Annotated in this window: 20 protein-coding genes; 14 read left to right on the top strand and 6 right to left on the bottom strand. The window is 37.0% G+C overall.

Translation table 11 applies throughout. From position 1 onward, the window contains the following. Nucleotides 1-33 precede the first annotated feature (33 nt). On the bottom strand, nt 34-819 hold the full coding sequence (locus tag H5182_RS08635; RefSeq protein WP_182734913.1) for a flagellin: 786 nt from the start codon (nt 817-819) through the stop codon (nt 34-36). A 210-nt stretch (nt 820-1,029) separates the two neighbouring features. Between H5182_RS08635 and pseB the strand changes: the two genes are divergently transcribed. From pseB to H5182_RS08620, 3 genes are read left to right on the top strand one after another with little or no spacing between them, the layout of a single operon-like run. Next, entirely contained in the window at nt 1,030-2,031 is a 1,002-nt protein-coding gene (gene pseB, locus H5182_RS08630) for a UDP-N-acetylglucosamine 4,6-dehydratase (inverting) (protein ID WP_145239431.1), read from the top strand. Next, nucleotides 2,028-3,182: a UDP-4-amino-4,6-dideoxy-N-acetyl-beta-L-altrosamine transaminase gene (gene pseC, locus H5182_RS08625; RefSeq protein WP_145239433.1), complete on the top strand. Its 1,155-nt coding sequence runs from the start codon at nt 2,028-2,030 to the stop codon at nt 3,180-3,182. Before pseB ends, pseC begins: the two co-directional genes overlap by 4 nt. Before the next feature lie 38 nt (nt 3,183-3,220). Further along, nucleotides 3,221-4,375 carry a Gfo/Idh/MocA family oxidoreductase gene (locus H5182_RS08620; protein WP_310736544.1) on the top strand — a complete coding sequence of 385 codons (1,155 nt, stop codon included), beginning with the start codon at nt 3,221-3,223 and terminating at the stop codon, nt 4,373-4,375. A gap of 5 nt (nt 4,376-4,380) precedes the next feature. Here the strand turns inward: H5182_RS08620 and H5182_RS08615 are convergent, their stop codons facing one another. From H5182_RS08615 to pseI, 5 genes are read right to left on the bottom strand one after another with little or no spacing between them, the layout of a single operon-like run. After that, nucleotides 4,381-5,907: a class I adenylate-forming enzyme family protein gene (locus H5182_RS08615; protein WP_182718188.1), complete on the bottom strand. Its 1,527-nt coding sequence runs from the start codon at nt 5,905-5,907 to the stop codon at nt 4,381-4,383. Continuing rightward, nucleotides 5,897-7,480 (bottom strand): hypothetical protein, encoded by a 1,584-nt coding sequence (locus tag H5182_RS08610; RefSeq protein WP_182759887.1) that lies wholly within the window; start codon nt 7,478-7,480, stop codon nt 5,897-5,899. The genes H5182_RS08615 and H5182_RS08610 overlap by 11 nt, the downstream gene beginning before the upstream one ends. A 2-nt stretch (nt 7,481-7,482) precedes the next feature. Next, complete coding sequence (locus tag H5182_RS08605) at nt 7,483-7,725, bottom strand: acyl carrier protein (RefSeq protein WP_076923517.1); 243 nt, start codon at nt 7,723-7,725, stop codon at nt 7,483-7,485. After that, the gene (locus H5182_RS08600; RefSeq protein WP_182718190.1) at nt 7,725-8,813 is read right to left on the bottom strand and encodes an FkbM family methyltransferase; all 1,089 of its coding nucleotides are present in this window, start codon (nt 8,811-8,813) and stop codon (nt 7,725-7,727) included. Before H5182_RS08600 ends, H5182_RS08605 begins: the two co-directional genes overlap by 1 nt. Further along, entirely contained in the window at nt 8,810-9,859 is a 1,050-nt protein-coding gene (pseI, locus tag H5182_RS08595; RefSeq protein WP_182718191.1) for a pseudaminic acid synthase, read from the bottom strand. Before pseI ends, H5182_RS08600 begins: the two co-directional genes overlap by 4 nt. A gap of 186 nt (nt 9,860-10,045) precedes the next feature. Between pseI and H5182_RS08590 the strand changes: the two genes are divergently transcribed. From H5182_RS08590 to H5182_RS08540, 11 genes are all read left to right on the top strand, one after another. Beyond that, nucleotides 10,046-10,771, top strand: coding sequence for a cytidylyltransferase domain-containing protein (locus H5182_RS08590; RefSeq protein ID WP_076923520.1), 726 nt, complete (start codon nt 10,046-10,048; stop codon nt 10,769-10,771). Between the two features lie 68 nt (nt 10,772-10,839). After that, nucleotides 10,840-11,787: an NAD(P)-dependent oxidoreductase gene (locus tag H5182_RS08585; RefSeq protein ID WP_145239453.1), complete on the top strand. Its 948-nt coding sequence runs from the start codon at nt 10,840-10,842 to the stop codon at nt 11,785-11,787. After that, nucleotides 11,784-12,392: an SIS domain-containing protein gene (locus H5182_RS08580; RefSeq protein WP_076923522.1), complete on the top strand. Its 609-nt coding sequence runs from the start codon at nt 11,784-11,786 to the stop codon at nt 12,390-12,392. Before H5182_RS08585 ends, H5182_RS08580 begins: the two co-directional genes overlap by 4 nt. Beyond that, on the top strand, nt 12,392-13,666 hold the full coding sequence (locus H5182_RS08575) for a hypothetical protein (protein ID WP_076923523.1): 1,275 nt from the start codon (nt 12,392-12,394) through the stop codon (nt 13,664-13,666). The genes H5182_RS08580 and H5182_RS08575 overlap by 1 nt, the downstream gene beginning before the upstream one ends. Before the next feature lie 3 nt (nt 13,667-13,669). Further along, nucleotides 13,670-14,665 carry a GDP-mannose 4,6-dehydratase gene (locus H5182_RS08570; protein ID WP_076923524.1) on the top strand — a complete coding sequence of 332 codons (996 nt, stop codon included), beginning with the start codon at nt 13,670-13,672 and terminating at the stop codon, nt 14,663-14,665. Then, complete coding sequence (locus H5182_RS08565) at nt 14,643-15,335, top strand: class I SAM-dependent methyltransferase (RefSeq protein ID WP_253188782.1); 693 nt, start codon at nt 14,643-14,645, stop codon at nt 15,333-15,335. Before H5182_RS08570 ends, H5182_RS08565 begins: the two co-directional genes overlap by 23 nt. Further along, a complete protein-coding gene (locus H5182_RS08560; protein WP_169019240.1) occupies nt 15,335-16,291 on the top strand; it encodes a thiamine pyrophosphate-dependent dehydrogenase E1 component subunit alpha in 957 nt (318 codons plus the stop codon). The genes H5182_RS08565 and H5182_RS08560 overlap by 1 nt, the downstream gene beginning before the upstream one ends. Further along, a complete protein-coding gene (locus H5182_RS08555; RefSeq protein ID WP_076923526.1) occupies nt 16,281-17,336 on the top strand; it encodes an alpha-ketoacid dehydrogenase subunit beta in 1,056 nt (351 codons plus the stop codon). Before H5182_RS08560 ends, H5182_RS08555 begins: the two co-directional genes overlap by 11 nt. Continuing rightward, the gene (locus H5182_RS08550) at nt 17,336-18,106 is read left to right on the top strand and encodes an SDR family oxidoreductase (protein WP_145239465.1); all 771 of its coding nucleotides are present in this window, start codon (nt 17,336-17,338) and stop codon (nt 18,104-18,106) included. Before H5182_RS08555 ends, H5182_RS08550 begins: the two co-directional genes overlap by 1 nt. Continuing rightward, nucleotides 18,107-19,885: a thiamine pyrophosphate-binding protein gene (locus H5182_RS08545; RefSeq protein ID WP_076923528.1), complete on the top strand. Its 1,779-nt coding sequence runs from the start codon at nt 18,107-18,109 to the stop codon at nt 19,883-19,885. Continuing rightward, complete coding sequence (locus H5182_RS08540) at nt 19,885-20,733, top strand: FkbM family methyltransferase (RefSeq protein ID WP_145239468.1); 849 nt, start codon at nt 19,885-19,887, stop codon at nt 20,731-20,733. Before H5182_RS08545 ends, H5182_RS08540 begins: the two co-directional genes overlap by 1 nt. The last annotated feature ends 1 nt before the right edge of the window (nt 20,734 follow it).

Here is a 20,734-nt window from a genome sequence, read left to right as displayed (position 1 = left end):
TAATACTTAAGAATTACCGCAGTATCTTTAATATTAAAGCAAGCCTAAAATAGATTCAGCCGATTGGTTGGCTTGTCCACGCAGTGCAACTGACGCTTGTGCTAAAATATCATTTGATACTTGCTGTGAAACCGCCTGAGCATAATCGGTATCTTGAATTCGACTTTGGCTCGCGGCAATATTTTCTTGCTGAGTTCCTAAGCCTTTAATGGTACTTGCCAAAGTATTTTGAAAAGCACCAAGTTCAGCTCGCTGGGCGTTAATTTCGTCCGCCGCTTGGTCACTAATATCAATTGCAGCTTGAGCACCTGCTTGAGTAGAAATATCAATTGTTGATATTACTGATGCAAAACTACCGTCCGAAGGAGTAACCGTTTGATTTGCATTCGCATCTGGACCAACTTGAAACGACACCGACTGACCATCAAACATAGGTTTTCCTGCAAAATTAGCATTTTCAAACGTCTCTGTAATTTGACTTTGTAACTGCACTACTTCTTCTTGCAAAGCAGCACGGTCATTATCATTTAATGCCCCATTACCTGCTTGGATAGATAATTCACGAATACGCGAGACTGCATCATTGACACCCGACAAGTTTGACTCGGTCGCTTGCGAATAAGAAATACCATCATAGGCATTATTCACCGCTTGGCTGTAACCGTCTTGCTGGGAGGTTAATCTATTAATTATTTGTAATGCAGCGGCATCATCTGCCGCAGAGTTGACTTTTTTACCCGTAGCAAGTTGCTCTGCAAGCTTGTTACTGGTTTGCTGTGTTTGGTTTAAAAAACTAGTTGCTGGTGATTGAATTTTCATAACAGGCTCCGACACGCTGATTGGTTAAATTATAGCTTAATTTGCCAAATTTTGCACTTTGTACCATTGTTTAATTAAATTAACTTGGCATCGTGCTTGCTAACCTACTCTGTTAATAGGTAAAGTACTGAGCAGTGTATTAAATTTCACTTTTTGCGTATTTAATTTTTTACTATAACTACGCCAATGATAAATAACTTGGGTAAAACTATGTTCGATAACAAAACAATTTTAATTACCGGTGGTACCGGATCATTCGGTAAAAAATACGTAAAAACGTTACTTGAGCGATACAAGCCAAAAAAAATAATTATTTTCTCTCGTGATGAGTTAAAACAATTTGAAATGCAGCAAGACTTTGATCAACCATGTATGCGTTACTTCATCGGTGATGTACGCGACAAAGACCGCTTACGCCGTGCAATGCGTGGAGTAAATTACGTTATTCATGCTGCAGCTCTTAAACAGGTCCCTGCCGCAGAATATAACCCGATGGAATGCATCAAAACTAACATCAATGGTGCGGAAAATGTCATTGATGCTGCCTTAGATAATAATGTTGAAAAAGTCATTGCGCTTTCTACTGATAAAGCAGCCAACCCAATTAATTTATATGGTGCGACAAAATTAGCATCCGATAAATTGTTTGTTGCCGCTAATAATATTGCCGGTGGTAATCGCACCACATTTTCAGTTGTTCGCTACGGTAATGTAGTCTGCTCGCGCGGTTCAGTAGTGCCTATTTTCCAAAAGTTTATTGACCAAGGCCGCGACCATATCCCTATCACCCATGAAGAAATGACCCGCTTTTGGATAAGCCTACAACAAGGTGTTGATTTTGTTTTAACTAACTTTGAGAGGATGTTAGGGGGAGAAATTTTTGTTCCCAAGATCCCATCAATTCGTATTACAGATTTAGCAACAGCTATGGCACCAAACCTGCCACAAAAAAATATTGGTATTCGCCCGGGTGAAAAATTACATGAGGTGATGTGCCCTTCTGATTTGTGTTTTGATACCTACGAATTTGATGATCATTTTGTGATTGCACCTGGTATTAAATTTAGTAGTCGCAGCAATAGTTTTGATACAAACGCATTAAATGAGCGCGGTAAAAAAGTTGAAGTCGGGTTTGAGTATAGTTCTTTAAGTAACCCCCACTTTTTGACAATAGAAGAAATAGCAGCTTTTAATATTCAGGCACTTTTATGATCCCATATGGAAAGCAATCTATTGACCAAGCAGATATTGATGCGGTACTCAATGTTTTACAATCTGACTGGCTCACGCAAGGTCCTAAAGTACCTGCATTTGAAGCTGGCATTGCTAGTTACTGTAAAGTAAAGCATGGCATTGCAGTAAATAGTGCAACATCGGCGTTACATATCGCATGCCTAGCATTAGGCGTTGGAGAAAACGATATAGTCTGGACATCTCCTATTTCTTTTGTAGCATCAAGTAATTGCGCACTTTATTGTGGTGCTAAGATTGACTTTGTTGATATTGACTTAGATACCGGCAACATGTCGATTAAGGAACTTGAGCAGAAGCTGATCCTAGCAGAAAAAAATAACTGCTTACCTAAAGTTGTCATACCGGTACACTTGGCGGGTCAATCATGCGATATGCAAGCCATTCATCAGCTCGCTACTAAATATGATTTTAAAATTATCGAAGATGCCTCTCACGCCATTGGTGCTAAATATTTAGATAAACCTGTTGGTAATTGTGAGTTTTCAGATATTTGCGTATTCAGCTTTCATCCTGTGAAAATCATCACGTCAGCTGAAGGCGGTATGGCGGTTACAAATGATGATAATTTAGCAAAGCGTTTAAAACGATTAAGAAGCCATGGGATCACATCAGATGAAAGTGAAATGACCGATGCAAGTCATGGACCTTGGTACTATCAGCAAATCGAGCTTGGCTTTAATTATCGTATGACTGATTTACACGCAGCGTTAGGGCTTAGCCAACTAAGTAAAGTTGACGAATTTGTTAAGCAGCGACATCACCTTGCTAAAATATATGATACACATCTTGATTTAAATTTGGTTCGTCCATTACAGCAAATTGATACCTGTTATTCCGCTTATCACTTGTACATAATTCAACTAAATAATAGCAATACAACTCGTCATAAAAACGCTGTAACTCAGCTTCGAGCAGCTGGGATCATTGGCCACGTTCATTATATTCCAATACATTTACAGCCATACTATCAAACTCTAGGCTTTAAGGTTGGTGACTTCCCTAATGCTGAAAAATATTATCAAGGTGCTATCACCCTTCCTCTTCATCCATCGTTGAAAGAGCAAGAAGTGCATTTTGTACTGAACACTCTACAGCAAATCTTAAATTAAAGTTTTCAACCTTTTTGACGATATAAACATATTATTTAATGAACCTTGAGGCAACTATGTTACAAACTCACCCGACTTTCAAACTTGCTTTTATTGGCGGGGGTAACACGTCAGCTGTTGGTTATGTGCACTTTTGCGCAGCTCACATGGATCATAAATTTCAAGTTGTTGCCGGTGCCTTTTGTCGTAATCAAGAAAATAATCAAGCTACAGGTATTCATTGGGGGATCCCAGCAGAACGTGTTTACGCAGATTGGAAAGAAATGGTCGAAGCTGAAAAGGGTCACATTGATGCTTTTGTAGTGCTCACTCCAACACCACATCATTTAGAAGTTTTACAGTATTTATTCGAAAAAAAATTACCCGTAATCTGTGAAAAAGCGATGGTTTGTGGACCACGAGAAATTGCAACTCTTCGCCCTTATTATGATCCAAAGAAACAATTTTTAGCTGTTACTTTTAACTACAGTGGCTATGCAATGGTACGTGAGTTAAAGCATTTAATAAATTCAGGAAAGCTGGGAACAATTCAAAAAATTCATTTAGAAATGCCGCAAGAAGGCTTTCGCCGCCCCCCCGATATCGCGGGAAAAACATCACAACCGCAGGCGTGGCGTCTGCGAGATGCTGAAGTACCAACCATTTGCTTAGATTTAGGTGTTCACCTTCATCACCTAAGTAGCTTTTTATTGGGTGAGGAACCAACTCACACATTAGCTGAATTTAGTAACCACTCTCAATATGCTAATTTAGTCGATGACGTACAAATGCTAGTAAAGTATGCCAGTGGCGTCAAAGGCAGCATGTGGATGTCAAAAACGGCTATTGGTCATCGTAACGGTTTACAGATCAGAGTGTATGGAGATACCGGAAGTGCTAAATGGTTACAGCTCAACCCCGATGAGTTAGAACTAAATTTTAATGATGGTAGGCGAGAGATATTAGACCGAGCGGGTCAGTGCGACTACGCCCACCAATTTAGATATAACCGCATGAAACCAGGCCACCCCACTGGTTTTGTAGAAGCATTTGCAAACTTATACAGCGACATCGCTGAAGATTTACAATGTTTTCAACTAGGGCAAGAAAATAACCAACCATACGTATTTGGTTTAGAACACGCCGCAGATGGCTTAAAGTTATTTGCTGCTGCTAAACGTTCGACACAAACACTTGGCTGGGAAAGCGTGTAATACGCTTAATTACAACTCTCTAGATATGCCTGCTTGATACTCGGTTTATGGATTTTACCCATTTCGGTTTTTGGCAGTCTTTTCATCTCAAACAAAATTCGCGGTTGCTGATAGTCAGTAAGTTCTTTGAATAAATGCATTTGCAACTGCATTTTTGCATTCACTGGCGCAGTATCATTACAAACAAAAGATAATAAAATGACTTCTCCAAATTTATCATCACTTACTCCAAAAGCCGCACACTCAGCAATCCAAGGTAAGTAATTAGTTACCAACTCAATATCGCTCGGGTAAACATTGATCCCGCCCGATTTAATAACTTCTTTTGTTCGACCAACATAATAAAGATAATTATCATCATCCAAATAACCAAGGTCACCAGTAAAAAAATAACCATCACTGTCGTAACTCTGCGCAGTTTGCTCTGGTAAGTTATAATATTGTGCAAACGCAGTTGGTGAGCGACAAGCTATTTCACCGATATTACCATTAGACAAAGTATTACGTTCAGCATCACATATTTTTATTTTCAGATTTGGTAAAGGCTTACCTACACTATTGATCGGTACATTCGGCTCGGTTATATCAAAATCACTGATCACCCCCATTTCTGATGCCCCATAACATTCATGAAAACGGCAATTCAAGGCTAATAACAGTGACTTTTTGTCGTCGCTTTCAAGCGTTGCAGAAGATGATACAACACACTTCAAGCTTGTTAACTGTGCTTTTGCTAACTCTGGGATCAAGGCCTTTAGTTGACTTGAAACAGCAAATAAAAAACTAATTTTATGAGTATTGATTGCATCAAGCCAAGCATTAACTGAGAACTTGGGTAAAATAACTACACTTGCGCCCAACATTAGTGGCATCAGTAAAGAGCGCTGTGCAAGTGAATGATATAAAGGTGTTGAAACCAACACAACATCGCTTTTATCTAATTGGTAATACTGAGCCGTCGCATCAAATGCGCGAACAATTTTAGTCGCTTGAGTAAATACTATTGGCTTAGGTTGACCAGTAGAACCTGAAGTCATGGTAAGAATATAAGGTAAATTGATATTTTCTACTGGAAACTCATCATATTGCGCCGTGGATGCAGACATTACATTGACCAAATCAATCAAGTTATCACTATTGCCACCTATCGTAATTATATTGTCGGTAGCTAAAACATCATTATTAACAAGTTGTTCAGCCACACTTATCCATGCTATAGCATACTCGCAATCAGCTACTTGTAACGCTTTTGATAAAGCCTGTCCTTTAAGAGTTAGTGGTAATGGCGCAAGCGCAATACCCAGTTTAGCCGCAGCTAATAAACAATATGTAAACTCGAGGTTATTTGGACAAAATAACGCAACTTTATGTCCTTGCTTAATTCCTAACTGAGTCAGGCCAGCAGCTAAAGAATCAACCTTATTTATTAGTTGTTGGTAGTTAATTTGGGTCTGTTGATATATACACGCAATTTTCTCAGGTTGAGTAACCGTATGTGATTGAACAAGCTGGTATATATTTTTATTGTGCATTTGGGTCCCACATTACAAAATTAAACTGCTCATCGGCCAAAGGAAATAACTGTTGCGTTACTTTATATTCTTTTGAATGTATTGGTATTGCCACAAATCCCATATAGCTATTTAGCAAATTTACAAATTTGTTGTCTTTGTGGATCACCGCAAGCCAAATAGCATTGGGATGACTCGCTTTACAAAACTCAAGTTGCCATTGTAAGGCGATCATAGCTATGGGCAAGGAAAGATCTTGATTACAAGAAAACCAGCCGCCATATAAATACTTATCTTTATATAAATTATGCCAGATATACAAACTTTGAGATTGCCTACTGCCTTCTCGCTCTGTAATCACAAAGTTAAAACGTGATTGATTAAACCACCATAAATAATGTTCCAATGGCTTAATAGCATTCTGCACAGTCATTCTCACGCTATTGCTAGGTAAGTTTCTAGCCGATAAATAACTATTTATATGGGTATCATCAACTTGGCAAACAACCAAATTATCTGTTAATTCAGTCTTTACTTCGCAGTGCTGCTCAGCAATAGCAAAACAATTTGTTGATATCTTCTCACCGACAAGAGCTTTAGCTATTCGCCGTGCCCCCTCGCCATCAACCGATACTTTTCTTTTGGCTACCAGCAATTGTAATCTTGGTAATTGACTAAGAGCGATATCAATTAACTCTCCTAATCGCAAAAAATCATCAATAGAAACATCATTAATATGGAGGTAGTGACCTAACCACTCCAAGATATCAATATCATTAGTCTGGTTATCCTCAAGAGAAAAAGTAATCGCTGGTGTTTTAGTCGCAGCACATTCATAAAAAGAGGTGCCTAATGCACCCACAAAAAGTGAGGCTCTTTCATAATACTCTTTCAGGCAAGTTACATTCTCTAAAATATTAATATTTGGAAACTCTTGCCCAATAGCATACATAGTCTCTTTATTCGTTGCATAGGGACCTATCACTATATCAAAAAGAACATTTGCTTGAATGGCTCTTGGTAATCCATCAAAGATTCTTTTTAGAATAAAAAGATCACCACCGCCACCTAATGAAAATAAAACTCGAACGGGAAGATCTGACTCCGAAGAGTACTTTTCAACGGTACGATATGTGGGATCTAAAATACAATAATTCGGGCCTAAAAGACGAACGCAATCAGTCGGTACTAGCGATTCATAACGGCTCTTTGTATTCGGTCCTACCCATTTATAATCAATCAAAAAATCGCAAGTATGTTGTCGCTCGTTATCATCAATAACGGTTAAGGTAAAACCGGATTTCTTTATCAACTGCTCGTATTCATGCGGTAAAGTATAACTATCAACTATTAAATGCGATAAACTATTCTGATGCATATAATTAATTGTTAAAAGTGCGTCCTCTTCATAATTTTGCCAATGAACATCAGCCACTTTAAAATCTGCATACAGCGTTTGGCTAAACTGACATAAATCATCAAGAATTATGTGGACACCTAATTGGTGCTGTTTTAATGCAGAAGCCAAATGTTTCATTCGCATTAAATGACCAATGCCATTGTCTTGCTTATTAGTGATACGAATTGCAAACATAATTATTGCTTTGCCATAACCATATCAACAAATCCACTCACATAATTCGTCTTTGGATCAAGCAATTCCTGAGGTTCAATTTTTATACCGAAAGTCAATTCAATCTGCATTACTAATGTCAGAATCTCAAATGAATCCAAAGCTATATCATCCTTGAATGAAAGCTCTAAAATATTATCAATATCAACAGCGCAACCTCTGTCTGTAAAAAACTGATATAAAAAGTTAATAAGTTGATTTTTCATTAATGAGAACCTTTTGGAATACAATACAAAACGGTGCTTAACCCTAAATGTTCATGTACTCGTAAATACATATCGTAATTAGGCTGCAATTGATCGATAAATTGAGGGAGTTCCCATAAATCTTTCGGTTTATGGTAAACACAAATAGCTAGCACAGGCTGTTGGGTTTGAATTAAACTTTTGGCACCTTCAAGAGCAGCTAATTCGGCCCCCTCTATGTCCATTTTTATATAGTTTATATCCATAGCTTGACAAGTTGAGTCTAAATCAACAACAGATACTGAAGAATCATTTATAACTTCACTTTGTATAATATTGCTGGAGCTTGTTTGCCCTTGATTAAAATTAAGTAAATCAACACATTTCCAAACCCCCGAAGGGAATGCTTGAAAAGAAATTTCAGGATTATTTTTCTTTAGCCTGTTTTGTGTATTTGTAAGTGTTTGATAATTATTTGTATCGGGTTCAAATGAGGAAATATGCTCAAGTGTTATAATATTTTTTTTATGAAGTTCTACAAACGCCTCTACTGTATCCCCAGTATAAGCACCACAATCGATAAAACGAATTGGTGATTGAAAATTGAAAGGTATATCATCTGGGAAGTACTCAATTTTTCTATCCGGTTCAGGGTAGTCATCAATAGAAAGGGATGCCCTAAAAGCACACAATTTATCTAATATATTTTTACTTTTATCATCCCCCAAACGCGCTCGTAACCACTTAATACTTGGTAAATTCAACATATCATGATGACTTGTGCGCATCCATAAATGCTCTAGCTGTGCATATTCCTTAAACACTTCTGGGAACTCTCGTGCAGCCTCAAAAAAGCCAAGAACATTATTATAACCGAGCTCTTGTAGGCGCTCTTTGATTTGCCCTCTATTAGAGTTAACTAACGGCGTTACTGCAACAATGACTGTCATATTACGATCAGCTGTATGCTCATCAAAAATAGGTAAATTATACTTCATCTGGCTAACTAAACGTTGATCGATCCACCCATTAACTTGTAGCTTTTGCTTTACTAAAATTCTATAAAAACATTCTCCAAAATGACCCGCTCCGTAAATTAGATAGTTCATTTAATCGCTCCAACGTGATGCCAAGTCAAAGGCATACCTTTTTTAATCGCTTTCGTTGCGAGTCTGCCCGTTATAAATCCTAAATCCTTTGGCATCAGCTCACCTACACCAGGCCTTAGATTGACCACATTCTCTTTGTTCAAAACTTCACCAGCAGCAATATCCCTCACTGCAAATAGGCAACGCCTTGCTTTACTGGGCTCACTAGGGAAATGTACACTGCCAATAGCCAACTCAACTTGCCTAACTCCTTGAACTAAATCTTCAAGTTCATCTGGTGTCATGGAAAAAAAGCTATCAGCCGTTTCATCTTCTTTACTCATCACAAAATGCTTTTCTATAATTGTCGCCCCCATAGCTACAGAGGCGACAGGTATATGGTTACCTAATGTGTGATCCGATAAGCCTATTGGTACTTTAAAAACATCTGCTAAATGAGGGATTGTTTTTAAATTAATGCTTTGCGGGGGAGCTGGGTAGCTACTTGTACATTTCAATATAGCTAAATCTGTTACTCCTGCTTGGTGAGCAACTTTCACAGCTTCGTCAATCTCAGCAAGCGTTGCTCCACCTGTTGACATAATCACCGGCTTTCCAGTCGCAGCAACTTTTCGAATGAGGTCATGATCGATCAACTCTGGCGAAGCTATTTTATATGCAGGTGAATCAAAAGATTCCAATAAATCGACTGCAGAATCATCAAATGGTGAAGAAAAAATAGTGATACCGATTTCATTCGCCAGCTGAATTAAAGGGGCGTGAAAATCCCATGGCATATATGCCCCTTCGTATAAATCATATAAATATTGTCCTTGCCATGGACCTGTTGCTTCAAAATGCGGTAATTTACAATCCATTGTTAAAGTATCTGCGCGGTAAGTTTGTAACTTTATCGCATCAGCTCCGGCCTCTTTTGCGGCTCTAACTAACGCTTTCGCCTGCTCTAAATTTTGACCATGGTTTGCTGACATTTCGGCAATAATATACACAGGATGACCTGGCCCAATTTTTCTACCATCGATGGTAATTTCAGAATTAAACGCCATTTGCGCCCCTTAAATTGCACTGTCAAAAAATCATTAAATCAAAGCAAATTTCATACCTAATTATCTACAATAGCTTACAATTTGATAAACTATATTGATCCAAAAGGATTTTAACTTTTAAGTTATGTGCAAGAGTGTAATGATTTGCTATATTTATCTCAATAATAATTACGATTACCAGTGACCATGTCTGATGTATTAATAATAATTCAAGCACGTATGACATCAACCAGATTGCCTGCCAAAGTGATGTTGCCGCTGTGTGGCAAACCAGTGTTACAAATTATGCTTGAACGCTTACCAAACTGGCACGATCAAATCATTGTCGCAACAACTAATGATGGCACTGAGCAGCCTATCTTGGATTTATGCACACAGCTGAATATTAAAACCTACCAAGGGGATACACAAGACGTACTAAGCCGCTATTATCTGGCTGCTAAACATTATAATGCTCAATCATCTACAACCATAGTTAGGCTAACGAGTGATTGTCCACTGATTGATGAAGAGCTATGTAACAAAGTGATTAATGAAAGAGTGACTCAAACCTATGACATGGTTAATTTAGGTCCTCATAGTGGTTACCCTAGAGGACTTGACTGCTGCGCATTTTCATTTGATTTACTAGAGAATACCCATCTAAAAGCAACATCACCGGACGATCGTGAGCATGTTACGTTAGGCATGGCAAAATTTAATACTATAACGACTCACACATTCAGTGCGTATGAAGATTATAGCCACTTTCGCCTAACACTTGATGAACCAGACGATTACAAAGCAATTACCGCTGTTTATGAGCATTTTTTGAATAAAGTAGATTTTTCCTATAATGATTTAATAAAAACATTAAAGGAAAACCCTCACATCACCGATATAAATAAACATGTAGAGCAAAAATCTACTTAAGTTAGGCATAATAATTGTATGTCATTGAACATTATATTTATGACTACCAAAGAATTAGAGAATATTAAATGAATCCAAAAACAATATTAGTTACCGGTGCAACTGGCTATAAAGGAACTGTACTGGTTCCAAAACTACTGGCTTTAGGCCATCGCGTAATCGCGTTTGACATCCAATGGTTTGGTAATTTTTTGCCCTCTCATGACAACCTCTCAGTCATTAAAGGTGACGTACGCGACACTGATACGATTAACTTAGACGGTGTGGATTCTATTATTCATCTTGCTTCTATCGCAAACGATCCCTGTGGTGATTTAAACCCTAAATTAACATGGGAAGTGAGTGCGTTAGCAACTATGCGCTTAGCCGATAAAGCAAAGCGCTGTGGAATAAAACAGTTTATTTATGCGTCATCGGGTAGCGTATACGGCGTTAAAGATGAAGAGCAAGTAACTGAGGACTTAACGCTTGAGCCTATTTCTGAATACAACAAAACGAAAATGGTTGCAGAGCGTGTACTTCTTAGTTATGCCGACGACATGGCGGTACAAATTGTACGCCCAGCAACTGTATGCGGTTTATCTAAACGAATGCGCTTAGATGTTTCTGTCAATATGCTGACAATGCAAGCTCTAAAAAATGGAAAAATCACAGTGTTTGGCGGCGATCAAGTCAGACCAAATATTCATATTGACGATATTACTGATCTCTATATTTATATGCTGGATAATCCAGAGAAAGTCTCTGGTGTCTTTAATGCAGGGTTTGAAAATATCTCAATTATGGATATAGCAAAAATGGTACAGGCTAAAATAGCATGTGAGATTGAGGTTACTCCTTCAAATGACCCTCGTTGTTACCGTATTAATTCAGATAAGTTACTATCTACCGGTTTTACACCCAATAAAAATGTCGACACAGCCATTACCGAAATTATTACAGCTTACAAACAAGACTTACTTAAAGATGAAGACCATTTTTACAACCTTAAATGGATGCAAAGAGAAGTTTTATGACTAACAACCAATCTGCAACCACTATAGCCAAGGATTCAGTGAAAAACCTGACAACAAACTATGTGAACACCCTAACGGATGTATTAAAACAGTTAGATAGTGAACAAGTTAAGAGTCTTGTTGATACCTTACTTACTATGAAGGCAAATAACGGCACTTTATATTTATGTGGCAATGGCGGCTCAGCAGCAAATGCAATCCACCTTGCAAATGACTTTACATTTGGTATTAGCCCAGAAGGTAATGCATTAAAAGTTGAAGCATTACCAGCAAACAGCTCTGTTTTAACTTGCCTAGGCAATGACATTGGTTATGAAAATATTTTTGCACATCAGCTAAAAGTTAAAGCAAACAGCAATGATATTTTACTTGTTTTATCTGGTAGCGGTAACTCTGAAAATATAATTAGAGCGACTCAACAAGCACTCGACATTGGCATGAAAACAGTGGGCATTTTAGGATTTTCTGGCGGTAAAGTTAAGCCGATGCTTGACCAAGTTTTCCATTTCGAAGTCCAAGATATGCAGATATCAGAAGATACTCAAGTTATTGTCGGGCATATCTTAATGAAAGCTCTATACAATGCATTACGTGAGGCTAATTAATGACCACCATTGTCTACGGAATTACAGCCTCAACAGAAATGTTTATCCGATCAGAATATAATACTGACAATAATATTTTTGCTTGTACAAATGGTGGCGAATCATACAAAGGCACGCCTGCAAAATCATTAGAAGAATTATCAAAACTAGAAAAAAAACAAACGCTCCAAGTAGTAATTTGTTCTGAATTTGTCTTTGATATCTTACAATCTTTAAATAAAATTGGTATTACCACTAATCAATGTTCTTTTTTTAACCACATGAGCGGTAAGCTCATTCCTTGTATACAAATGCAATTTGATATTGATACTAAATCAACGTTATATGCTTTTTATGATCTCTCTTATAATTTGCCCTGCTTTGATGTAACTACTTTTATCGTTTTAGCTGAAATAGAACGAAAAAAACAAAATAAAAAAAATATTCAATTTGTAATTATCCCTAGCCATAGTGACGATACACCAGGATTAAATGTATATCACGATAACGTTGATGCTAAATGGCGTATCGAAAAGGTTATTAAACCCATGTTTAATTGTCTTGCCTCATGCATAGGTATTGATCAGCCGATTTCGCAAAGTAGCCTTGTATACTATAAAAGCTTGAACCCTAGCATATATCCAAATAACTACTTTCAAAACCCTAGACAAGCAGCTGGAGATTTTAAATTATTAAAATCTTATGCCGAGCAAAATATTAAATTAAGTAACTTAGCACCTCCACAACAAGCTTATACTATTGTTAATGACTTCATAAGACATAACGTGGGCAAAAAAAAGCTAATAACAATTACATTGAGAGAATATTGGGCAAATTCCGAGCACAGAAATAGCAATACAACGGCATGGCTTGATTTTGCATTATCACTAGACCTCAATGAATACTTTCCGCTAATTATTAGAGATACTTATAAAGTAAGTGAGCCCCTTGAAGAAAAATATCAATCGCTTACAACGTATCCCCTTGCAGCTGTAGATTTAAGTATCAGGCTCGCCTTATACCATGAAGCGTATATAAATATGGGTGTTGACAGTGGTCCTCTTTATCCGATTAGCTATCTTGAAGGGGCTCGCTCAATCATTTTTAGATGGTGTTCGAATGATATTCCAAATCTATCAGACAGAACAAATAGCATGCACGGCTTTGAAGTTGGAAAAAATCATTACTTTAATGATAATGAATTTCAAATAAATGCATGGATGGATGATTCATTTGAAAATATTCAAACTCAATTTTCTCTTCTTGAGAATAAAATAAATAAGGCGGCAATCTAAACTATGAATGACTCATCAATTTTAGTTTTAGGAAGCAATTCATTTTCAGGGGCATCATTTTGTGCGCATATGCTAAAAAATGATCAGCAAATTGTTGCTGTTAGTCGCTCATCAGAACCTAATTCAGCATTACTACCATATAGTTGGCAAAAAAATGCAGATAAATTGCAATTTAGCCAACTGGATATAAATCATCATCTGCAAAAAATTATTGATATTGTTAAACAGAAAAAAATTAAAAAAATTTATAACTTTGCTGCACAAAGCATGGTTGGTCAAAGCTGGCAACATCCTGAACATTGGTTTATGACTAACACTGTTTCAACGATCAAGTTACACAATTCTCTCCGACAATTAGATTTCCTTGAAAAATACATCCATATATCAACTCCCGAAGTTTATGGTAGTTGTAACGGATTAGTACCAGAGCATACTAATTATCAACCCAGTACACCATATGCAGTCTCCCGTGCTGCTGCAGATATGAGTCTACATACATTTGCAGATGTTTATGACTTTCCAGTGGTATTTACACGAGCTGCCAATGTTTATGGTGAAGGCCAACAGCTTTATCGCATAATCCCTCGTACTATTTTATATGCCCTACTAGGCAAAAAATTACAGCTGCATGGCGGAGGGCATTCAACACGATCATTTATACATATTGACGATGTATCTTCAGCGACACAACTTATTGGCGAAAAGGGTAAAAATGGTGATATTTACCATATTTCAACAGAGCAAATGATCTCTATTCGAGTACTCGTTGAAACAATCTGCAATATGCTTAAGCTCCCATTTGAACAAGTGTGCCAATCGACTGAAGATCGATTAGGAAAAGATGCAGCATATTTATTAGACACAAAAAAAATTCGCTCCGAGCTAAATTGGCAAGATTCTATTTCATTAGAAAACGGCTTAGAACGAACAATTTATTGGATGAAGCAAAATTTAGATGTACTCGCCAAGCAAGAACATGACTATATTCACAAACCTTGAGGTAATCATGATAGGACAAGAAATAGATTTACTAAAAAATTACCCTAAGTCTAAGCGTGATCTTTCTGGTAGATTAGAAGCCAAAAGTGAAGCAGTTAGAGCTATAGCGCGCCAATTTGACGAGGAATTCTTTGATGGTGATAGAGAGCACGGCTATGGTGGTTTTAACTATCATTCAAGATTTTGGCAGCCAGTCGTGCCTGACTTTATTACGCACTTTGGCCTGCAAGAAAATAGCAGTTTATTAGACGTAGGCTGTGCAAAAGGATTTATGCTTTATGATATTTTACAACAGCTACCAACAATGACATTAAGTGGAATAGATATATCCCATTACGCATTAGACAATGCCAAACAGGAAGTAAAGCACTTATTACAACAAGGTTGCGCTACTAAATTACCTTTCGAAGACAATAGTTTTGATACTGTAATATCAATTAACACTATTCATAATTTAGATCTTAATAATTGTGCAAAAGCACTGCAAGAAATAGAGCGAGTTTCTAAAGCTAAAGCATTTATTACTGTTGATGCATATAGAAATGAACAAGAAAAAGAACGCATGGAAGCCTGGAATCTAACAGCCAAAACAATGATGCATGTTGATCAGTGGAAAGAGTTTTTCAAAGATACAGGCTACACTGGCGATTTTTATTGGTTTATACCCTAATGAAAAAACTTGATGCATATTTCGAATCATTAAGAATTCGAAAAATAGAAGAAATGATAGCCTTACGCTACCCTGAGCAAGAAATGAGATGCCCAACACATCTGTCAATAGGTCAAGAGCTAGTACCTGTTGTTGTTTCTAATTTTTTATCTAAAGATGATAAGGCTTTCAGTTCACATAGAGCACATGCCCACTATCTAGCCAAAGGCGGATCATTAAAGAAAATGATAGCTGAATTATATGGCAAGGCGACAGGCTGCACAGGTGGCAGAGGTGGCTCTATGCACTTAACAGACTTGGATTGCGGTTTTATAGCTAGCACTGCAATTGTGGGTAATAGTATACCACTGGCGGTTGGCAGTGCGCTAAGTCAAAAACTACAAAATAGCAATTTTTTGACCGTAAGTTATTTTGGTGACGGTGCAACGGAAGAAGGCGCTTTTTACGAGTCGTTAAATTTTGCAGCAGTTAAATCTCTTCCTATATTATTCATATGTGAGAATAACCGCTATTCAGTGTATAGCCCATTAGAAGTTCGCCAGCCGGTTAATAGAAGCATTACGGATTTATCGCAATCAATTGGAGTTGAAAGCTTTCACGCTGATGGAAATCTTCTAATACCACTAACCCATGCCGTTGAGAGTGCTATTGAATATATTAGAAAGAATAATGCCCCAGCACTCTTAGAGCTTGATACATATCGTCACAGAGAGCATTGCGGTCCTAATTTTGATGATGACTTAAACTACAGAGCCGCAGGTGAAGTCAAAACATGGCTTGAAAAAGATCCGTTAAAATTATTATTCGCGGAACTATCAGCAGATCAACATTTCGAGAAAACTCATAACGAAATGATTATCAAAATAAAAAATGAAATAGAAGATGCTTTTCTTTTTGCTGAAAATAGCCCTTTTCCAAATCCACAGTTAAACGAAGAGTTTCTTTATGCAAAATAAAACAACAACATTCGCTGAAGAAATAAACCAAGCACAGCACTGTGCCATGGCTGAAGACGATAGCATGATTTGTATGGGATTAGGTATTAATGATCCAAAAGCTATTTTTGGTACAACTACAGGCTTACAATCAAAGTTTGGCTCAGACCGTGTCTTTGATATGCCAACATCTGAAAATGCAATGACGGGTGTGGGGATTGGCGCAGCTATTACTGGCACACGTGTATTAATGACCCATCAACGAGTCGATTTTTTCTTGCTTGCCATGGACCAACTTGTAAATAATGCCGCTAAGTGGCACTACATGTTTAATGGGCAAATGACTGTACCTTTAACAATACGTTTAATCATAGGTAGGGGTTGGGGTCAAGGACCCACTCATCAACAAAGCTTGCAATCATGGTTTGCACATATCCCTGGACTTAAAGTTGTTACTCCAAGCTTAACTGATAATGTAGGACAGCTACTTTATCAAAGTATAATGGATAATAATCCAACTATTTTCCTTGAACATCGATGGCTGCATAACCAAAACATCGACAAAGAAACGTGCGTCGATTACAACTCAAACATGCAAACAACGAGAGTCATCAAAGAAGGTGAAGATGTCACTATCATCGCTAATAGCTATATGCTCCTAGAAGCCATACACTGCCACAACTTCCTAAAAAAACAAGGTGTTAACTGCGAGGTAATTGAGGTATCTGAACCGACAAATATTGATTGGCAAACTATTTATAACTCGGTCAATAAGACTCAAACCTGCATATGCACTGATATAGGACATAACTCATTTTCTGTCTCTAGTGAAATTTCGGCAAAAATATATGAAGCATGCTTTACTTCCTTAAAAAAACCAATAAAACGAATAGCACTCCCCTCTTACCCTGAACCTACGAGCTTTGGATTAACAAAAAAATACTACAAAACCAGAACTGAGATTACTAAAGCTGTATCTGAACTCCTTGATAGGGAAATATTTATGACCGAAGATGTAGAATTTCCTCACGATGTTCCTGGTAACTGGTTTAAAGGCCCGTTTTAATGAATCGAGTATTAATTACAGGAATAAATAGTGGTATTGGGCAAGCACTTGCTGAGCGCTTAAGCCAAAATACGATTATTCACGGTACTTATCGAGGGCGAAAATCAAACTTAGATTTTGCTGAACTAACAAAAGTTGATTTTAGCTCACAAAAAAACGTTGACGATTGGTGCCATAAAACGAACTTTTCAATATATGATAGTATAATTTTTGTTCATGGCACACTCGAGCCAATCGGTTCTCTATCAGATTGCTCTTATGACGATTGGGAAAATGCATATAGAATTAATTACTTATCTATAGTGCAAGTGTTAAGTTCAGCAGTTCTAAAAATGAAATCAAACTGCAAAATCCTGACCTTTGCTGGCGGAGGCGTCAATAGCGCCCCGACGAAGTTCAACTCTTATATAAATGCGAAAGTAGCATTAATAAAAATGACTGAAGTTTTAGCTGCTGAATATCCCGATTTAATCTTTCTAAATGTTGGTCCTGGCTGGGTAGATACACCTATTCACCAACAAACACTCCACGCAAAAGAAATAGTGCCGGAAGCATATAAGGAAACAGCCAGAAGATATGAGGAAAATGACTTTGTGTCTATGCAACTGGTCATCGACTCCTTAATTTTTCTTCTTGATAATGCAAATAGTAAGTTTAGTGGACGAAACTATAGCATTGCATCCAAAGAAATTTTTCATGAGGATTTTTTGGAGTCTCTTGAAAACCCAAATATCTACAAATTGCGTAGACTCAATAAAGAGCATACATAAATGAAACTAACGGATTATATTGCATCTTACCTTGCTCAATTAGATATCAAGCATGTATTTGTTCTGCAAGGCGGTGCTGCTTTACATTTAATTGACTCAATTGAAAAACACCCTTCGCTTTCAGCTATTGCAATGCAACATGAGCAATCATGTGCGATGGCTGCTGATAGTTATGCAAAAACACACCATGTACTAGGCGTGACTATAGCCACATCAGGCCCAGGCGCTACAAATTTATTAACAGGTATCGCAAGCTCCTACTTTGACTCTGTAGCTACTTTACATATAACTGGAAATGTAGCTTCATTTAGGCAATCGCATAAATTAGGGGTTCGCCAATATGGTTTCCAAGAAACCGATATTGTTTCTATGGCAAAGCCAATAACAAAGTACGCAATACAATTAAAAAGACCTAATGACATTATCACTGTATTACCTGAAGCTATAAAAGCAGCATTAAGTGGCCGGCCAGGGCCTGTGTTAATAGATATTCCTGATGACTTTCAGCGAGAGATATTAGATATAAAAAAAATACCATTTGAAGCTTTTAATCAATCAACTGTAAACCATAAAGTAATTCAAGAAAACATATTTAATAACTTCATAGTGTCATTAAAACAAGCGAAAAAACCTTTATTTATTCTTGGTGCTGGGTGCCATAACTCAGCAGAACGGTTAATTTCACTTGCAACAAAACTAAAAATCCCCTTTCTATCGACTTGGCCGCTCAAAGGGATTGCAAATCATGATGACGAGCTAAATCTAGGGAATTTTGGAACTCATTCTTTACGTGGGAATAATATCGTTTTACAAAATTGTGATTTTATCATTTCTATTGGGTGCAGACTAGATTCAAAAGCCACAGCAAAATTAGATACTTTTGCACGTGAAGCTAAAATCGCAATGGTGGATATTGACCATAATGAAATAGAGAAATTTGCCCAATTAGGCAAAGTAATCAACTATCAATTTCCTGTATCTGTACAAGTTTTTTTAGATGCTTTTTCACTGCATTGTGAAGATTTAATTGAAATATTTAAAAATAACGATGTGTGGCTAAATTATATTACGGATGTCACACAAGAGTTTAACTACATACCTGAATATAATTACGGTGGTGTAAATCCATATTTAGCTGTTGAGTTGTTTAGTGGTGCTTTCTGTGATGACCAAAATATATGTGTGGATACAGGTACTTGCTTACCTTTAACTCTTGTCTACGGTAAAGAGAAAAAAGGCCAGCAGTATATTTCTTCATATAATAATACCCCCATGGGCTATGCTTTACCTGCATCGATTGGTGTTGCCCTAGCAAAAGAAAAAGAAGTATTTTGTATAGTTGGCGATGGTGGTTTGCAAATGAATATCCAAGAACTTTCAACGTTAAATCACTTGAAACTTCCAGTCATTATTATTGTATTTAACAATAGTGGTCATTGTATGATAAAACAAACCCAAGATGATTGGCTAGACTCAAATTATTTTTCTGCTGATTGTAATAATGGCTTGCCTCACATAAATTTTTCTGAAGTTGCTAAAGCTTATGGGATCGACTCTGAAAAAGTTGAAAATAATGAGCAATTAAAATTATTAGTAGAACGTTTACACCTTCGCATGGATCAAGAAGGGCCAAAGCTTATCGAATTAGTAATTAACCCAAACTTTAGATATGAACCGATTATCAAGTATGGCAATCCATTAGAGAATATGAGCCCTGAACTTGCTTACATAAAACAAAAAAAAGCTATGCTTATACCCAGTTTGAAGGAAAATCTATAATGATAAACTTACACCAAGAGCTGGTTATGCTAGCTAGGAATACACAATCACACGTACAATCAAGCAGTGATTACCAGCTTCTTAACAAAAAACTATCAAAAGTAATTGCCAGCGCTTATAACACGACATCAACACCAACATTTTTATTAACGGATAATATTACATTTTCTCTTCCGTATTACGATATGGGCAATATTAATACGACTCATTTGTTTGGTATTGATGAGCTAATCATTTTAAGCTTTTACTTGAAAAATAAAAATAACTATAAGAATGTGTTAGATCTTGGCGCTAATATCGGTCTGCATTCAATAGTGCTGAGCTTATTAGATTATCAAGTTACATGTTTTGAAGCGGACCCTGAAACATTCCGCGTTTTAAAACAAAACCTAGAATTAAATAATTGTAAAAAGATTAAGCCAATAAATGAAGCCGCGGCAAGTTTTGATGGCAAAGCTGAATTTACACGAGTATGTGGAAACTTAACTGGAAGTCATTTGAGCGGCGCAAAAAGTAATCCCTATGGAGAGCTAGATAAATTTGAAGTTAAAGTTAATAACATAGGTAATATAGCTAAAGAATTTGACTTAATTAAAATTGATATTGAAGGTCAAGAAGCAGATGTATTAACTTCAATTTCTTCGGAGGACGCTTTAAAAATTGATTTTATGATGGAAATTAATGGCGAAAAAAATGCAAAAACTATTTTCGACTACAGTTTACAAGTCGGCTTAAATATTTTTCTTCAAAAAAATGATTGGAAAAAAGTGAACTCTCTTGCCGAATTACCCCTAAGTCATAGAGAAGGTAGTGTTTTCCTTTCTAGTAAAAATAAGATGCCTTGGTAAA

Source organism: Pseudoalteromonas sp. SG44-17 (assembly GCF_014164235.1).
Lineage (GTDB): Bacteria > Pseudomonadota > Gammaproteobacteria > Enterobacterales > Alteromonadaceae > Pseudoalteromonas > Pseudoalteromonas rhizosphaerae.
This window is presented reverse-complemented; position numbering and strand designations above follow the sequence as displayed.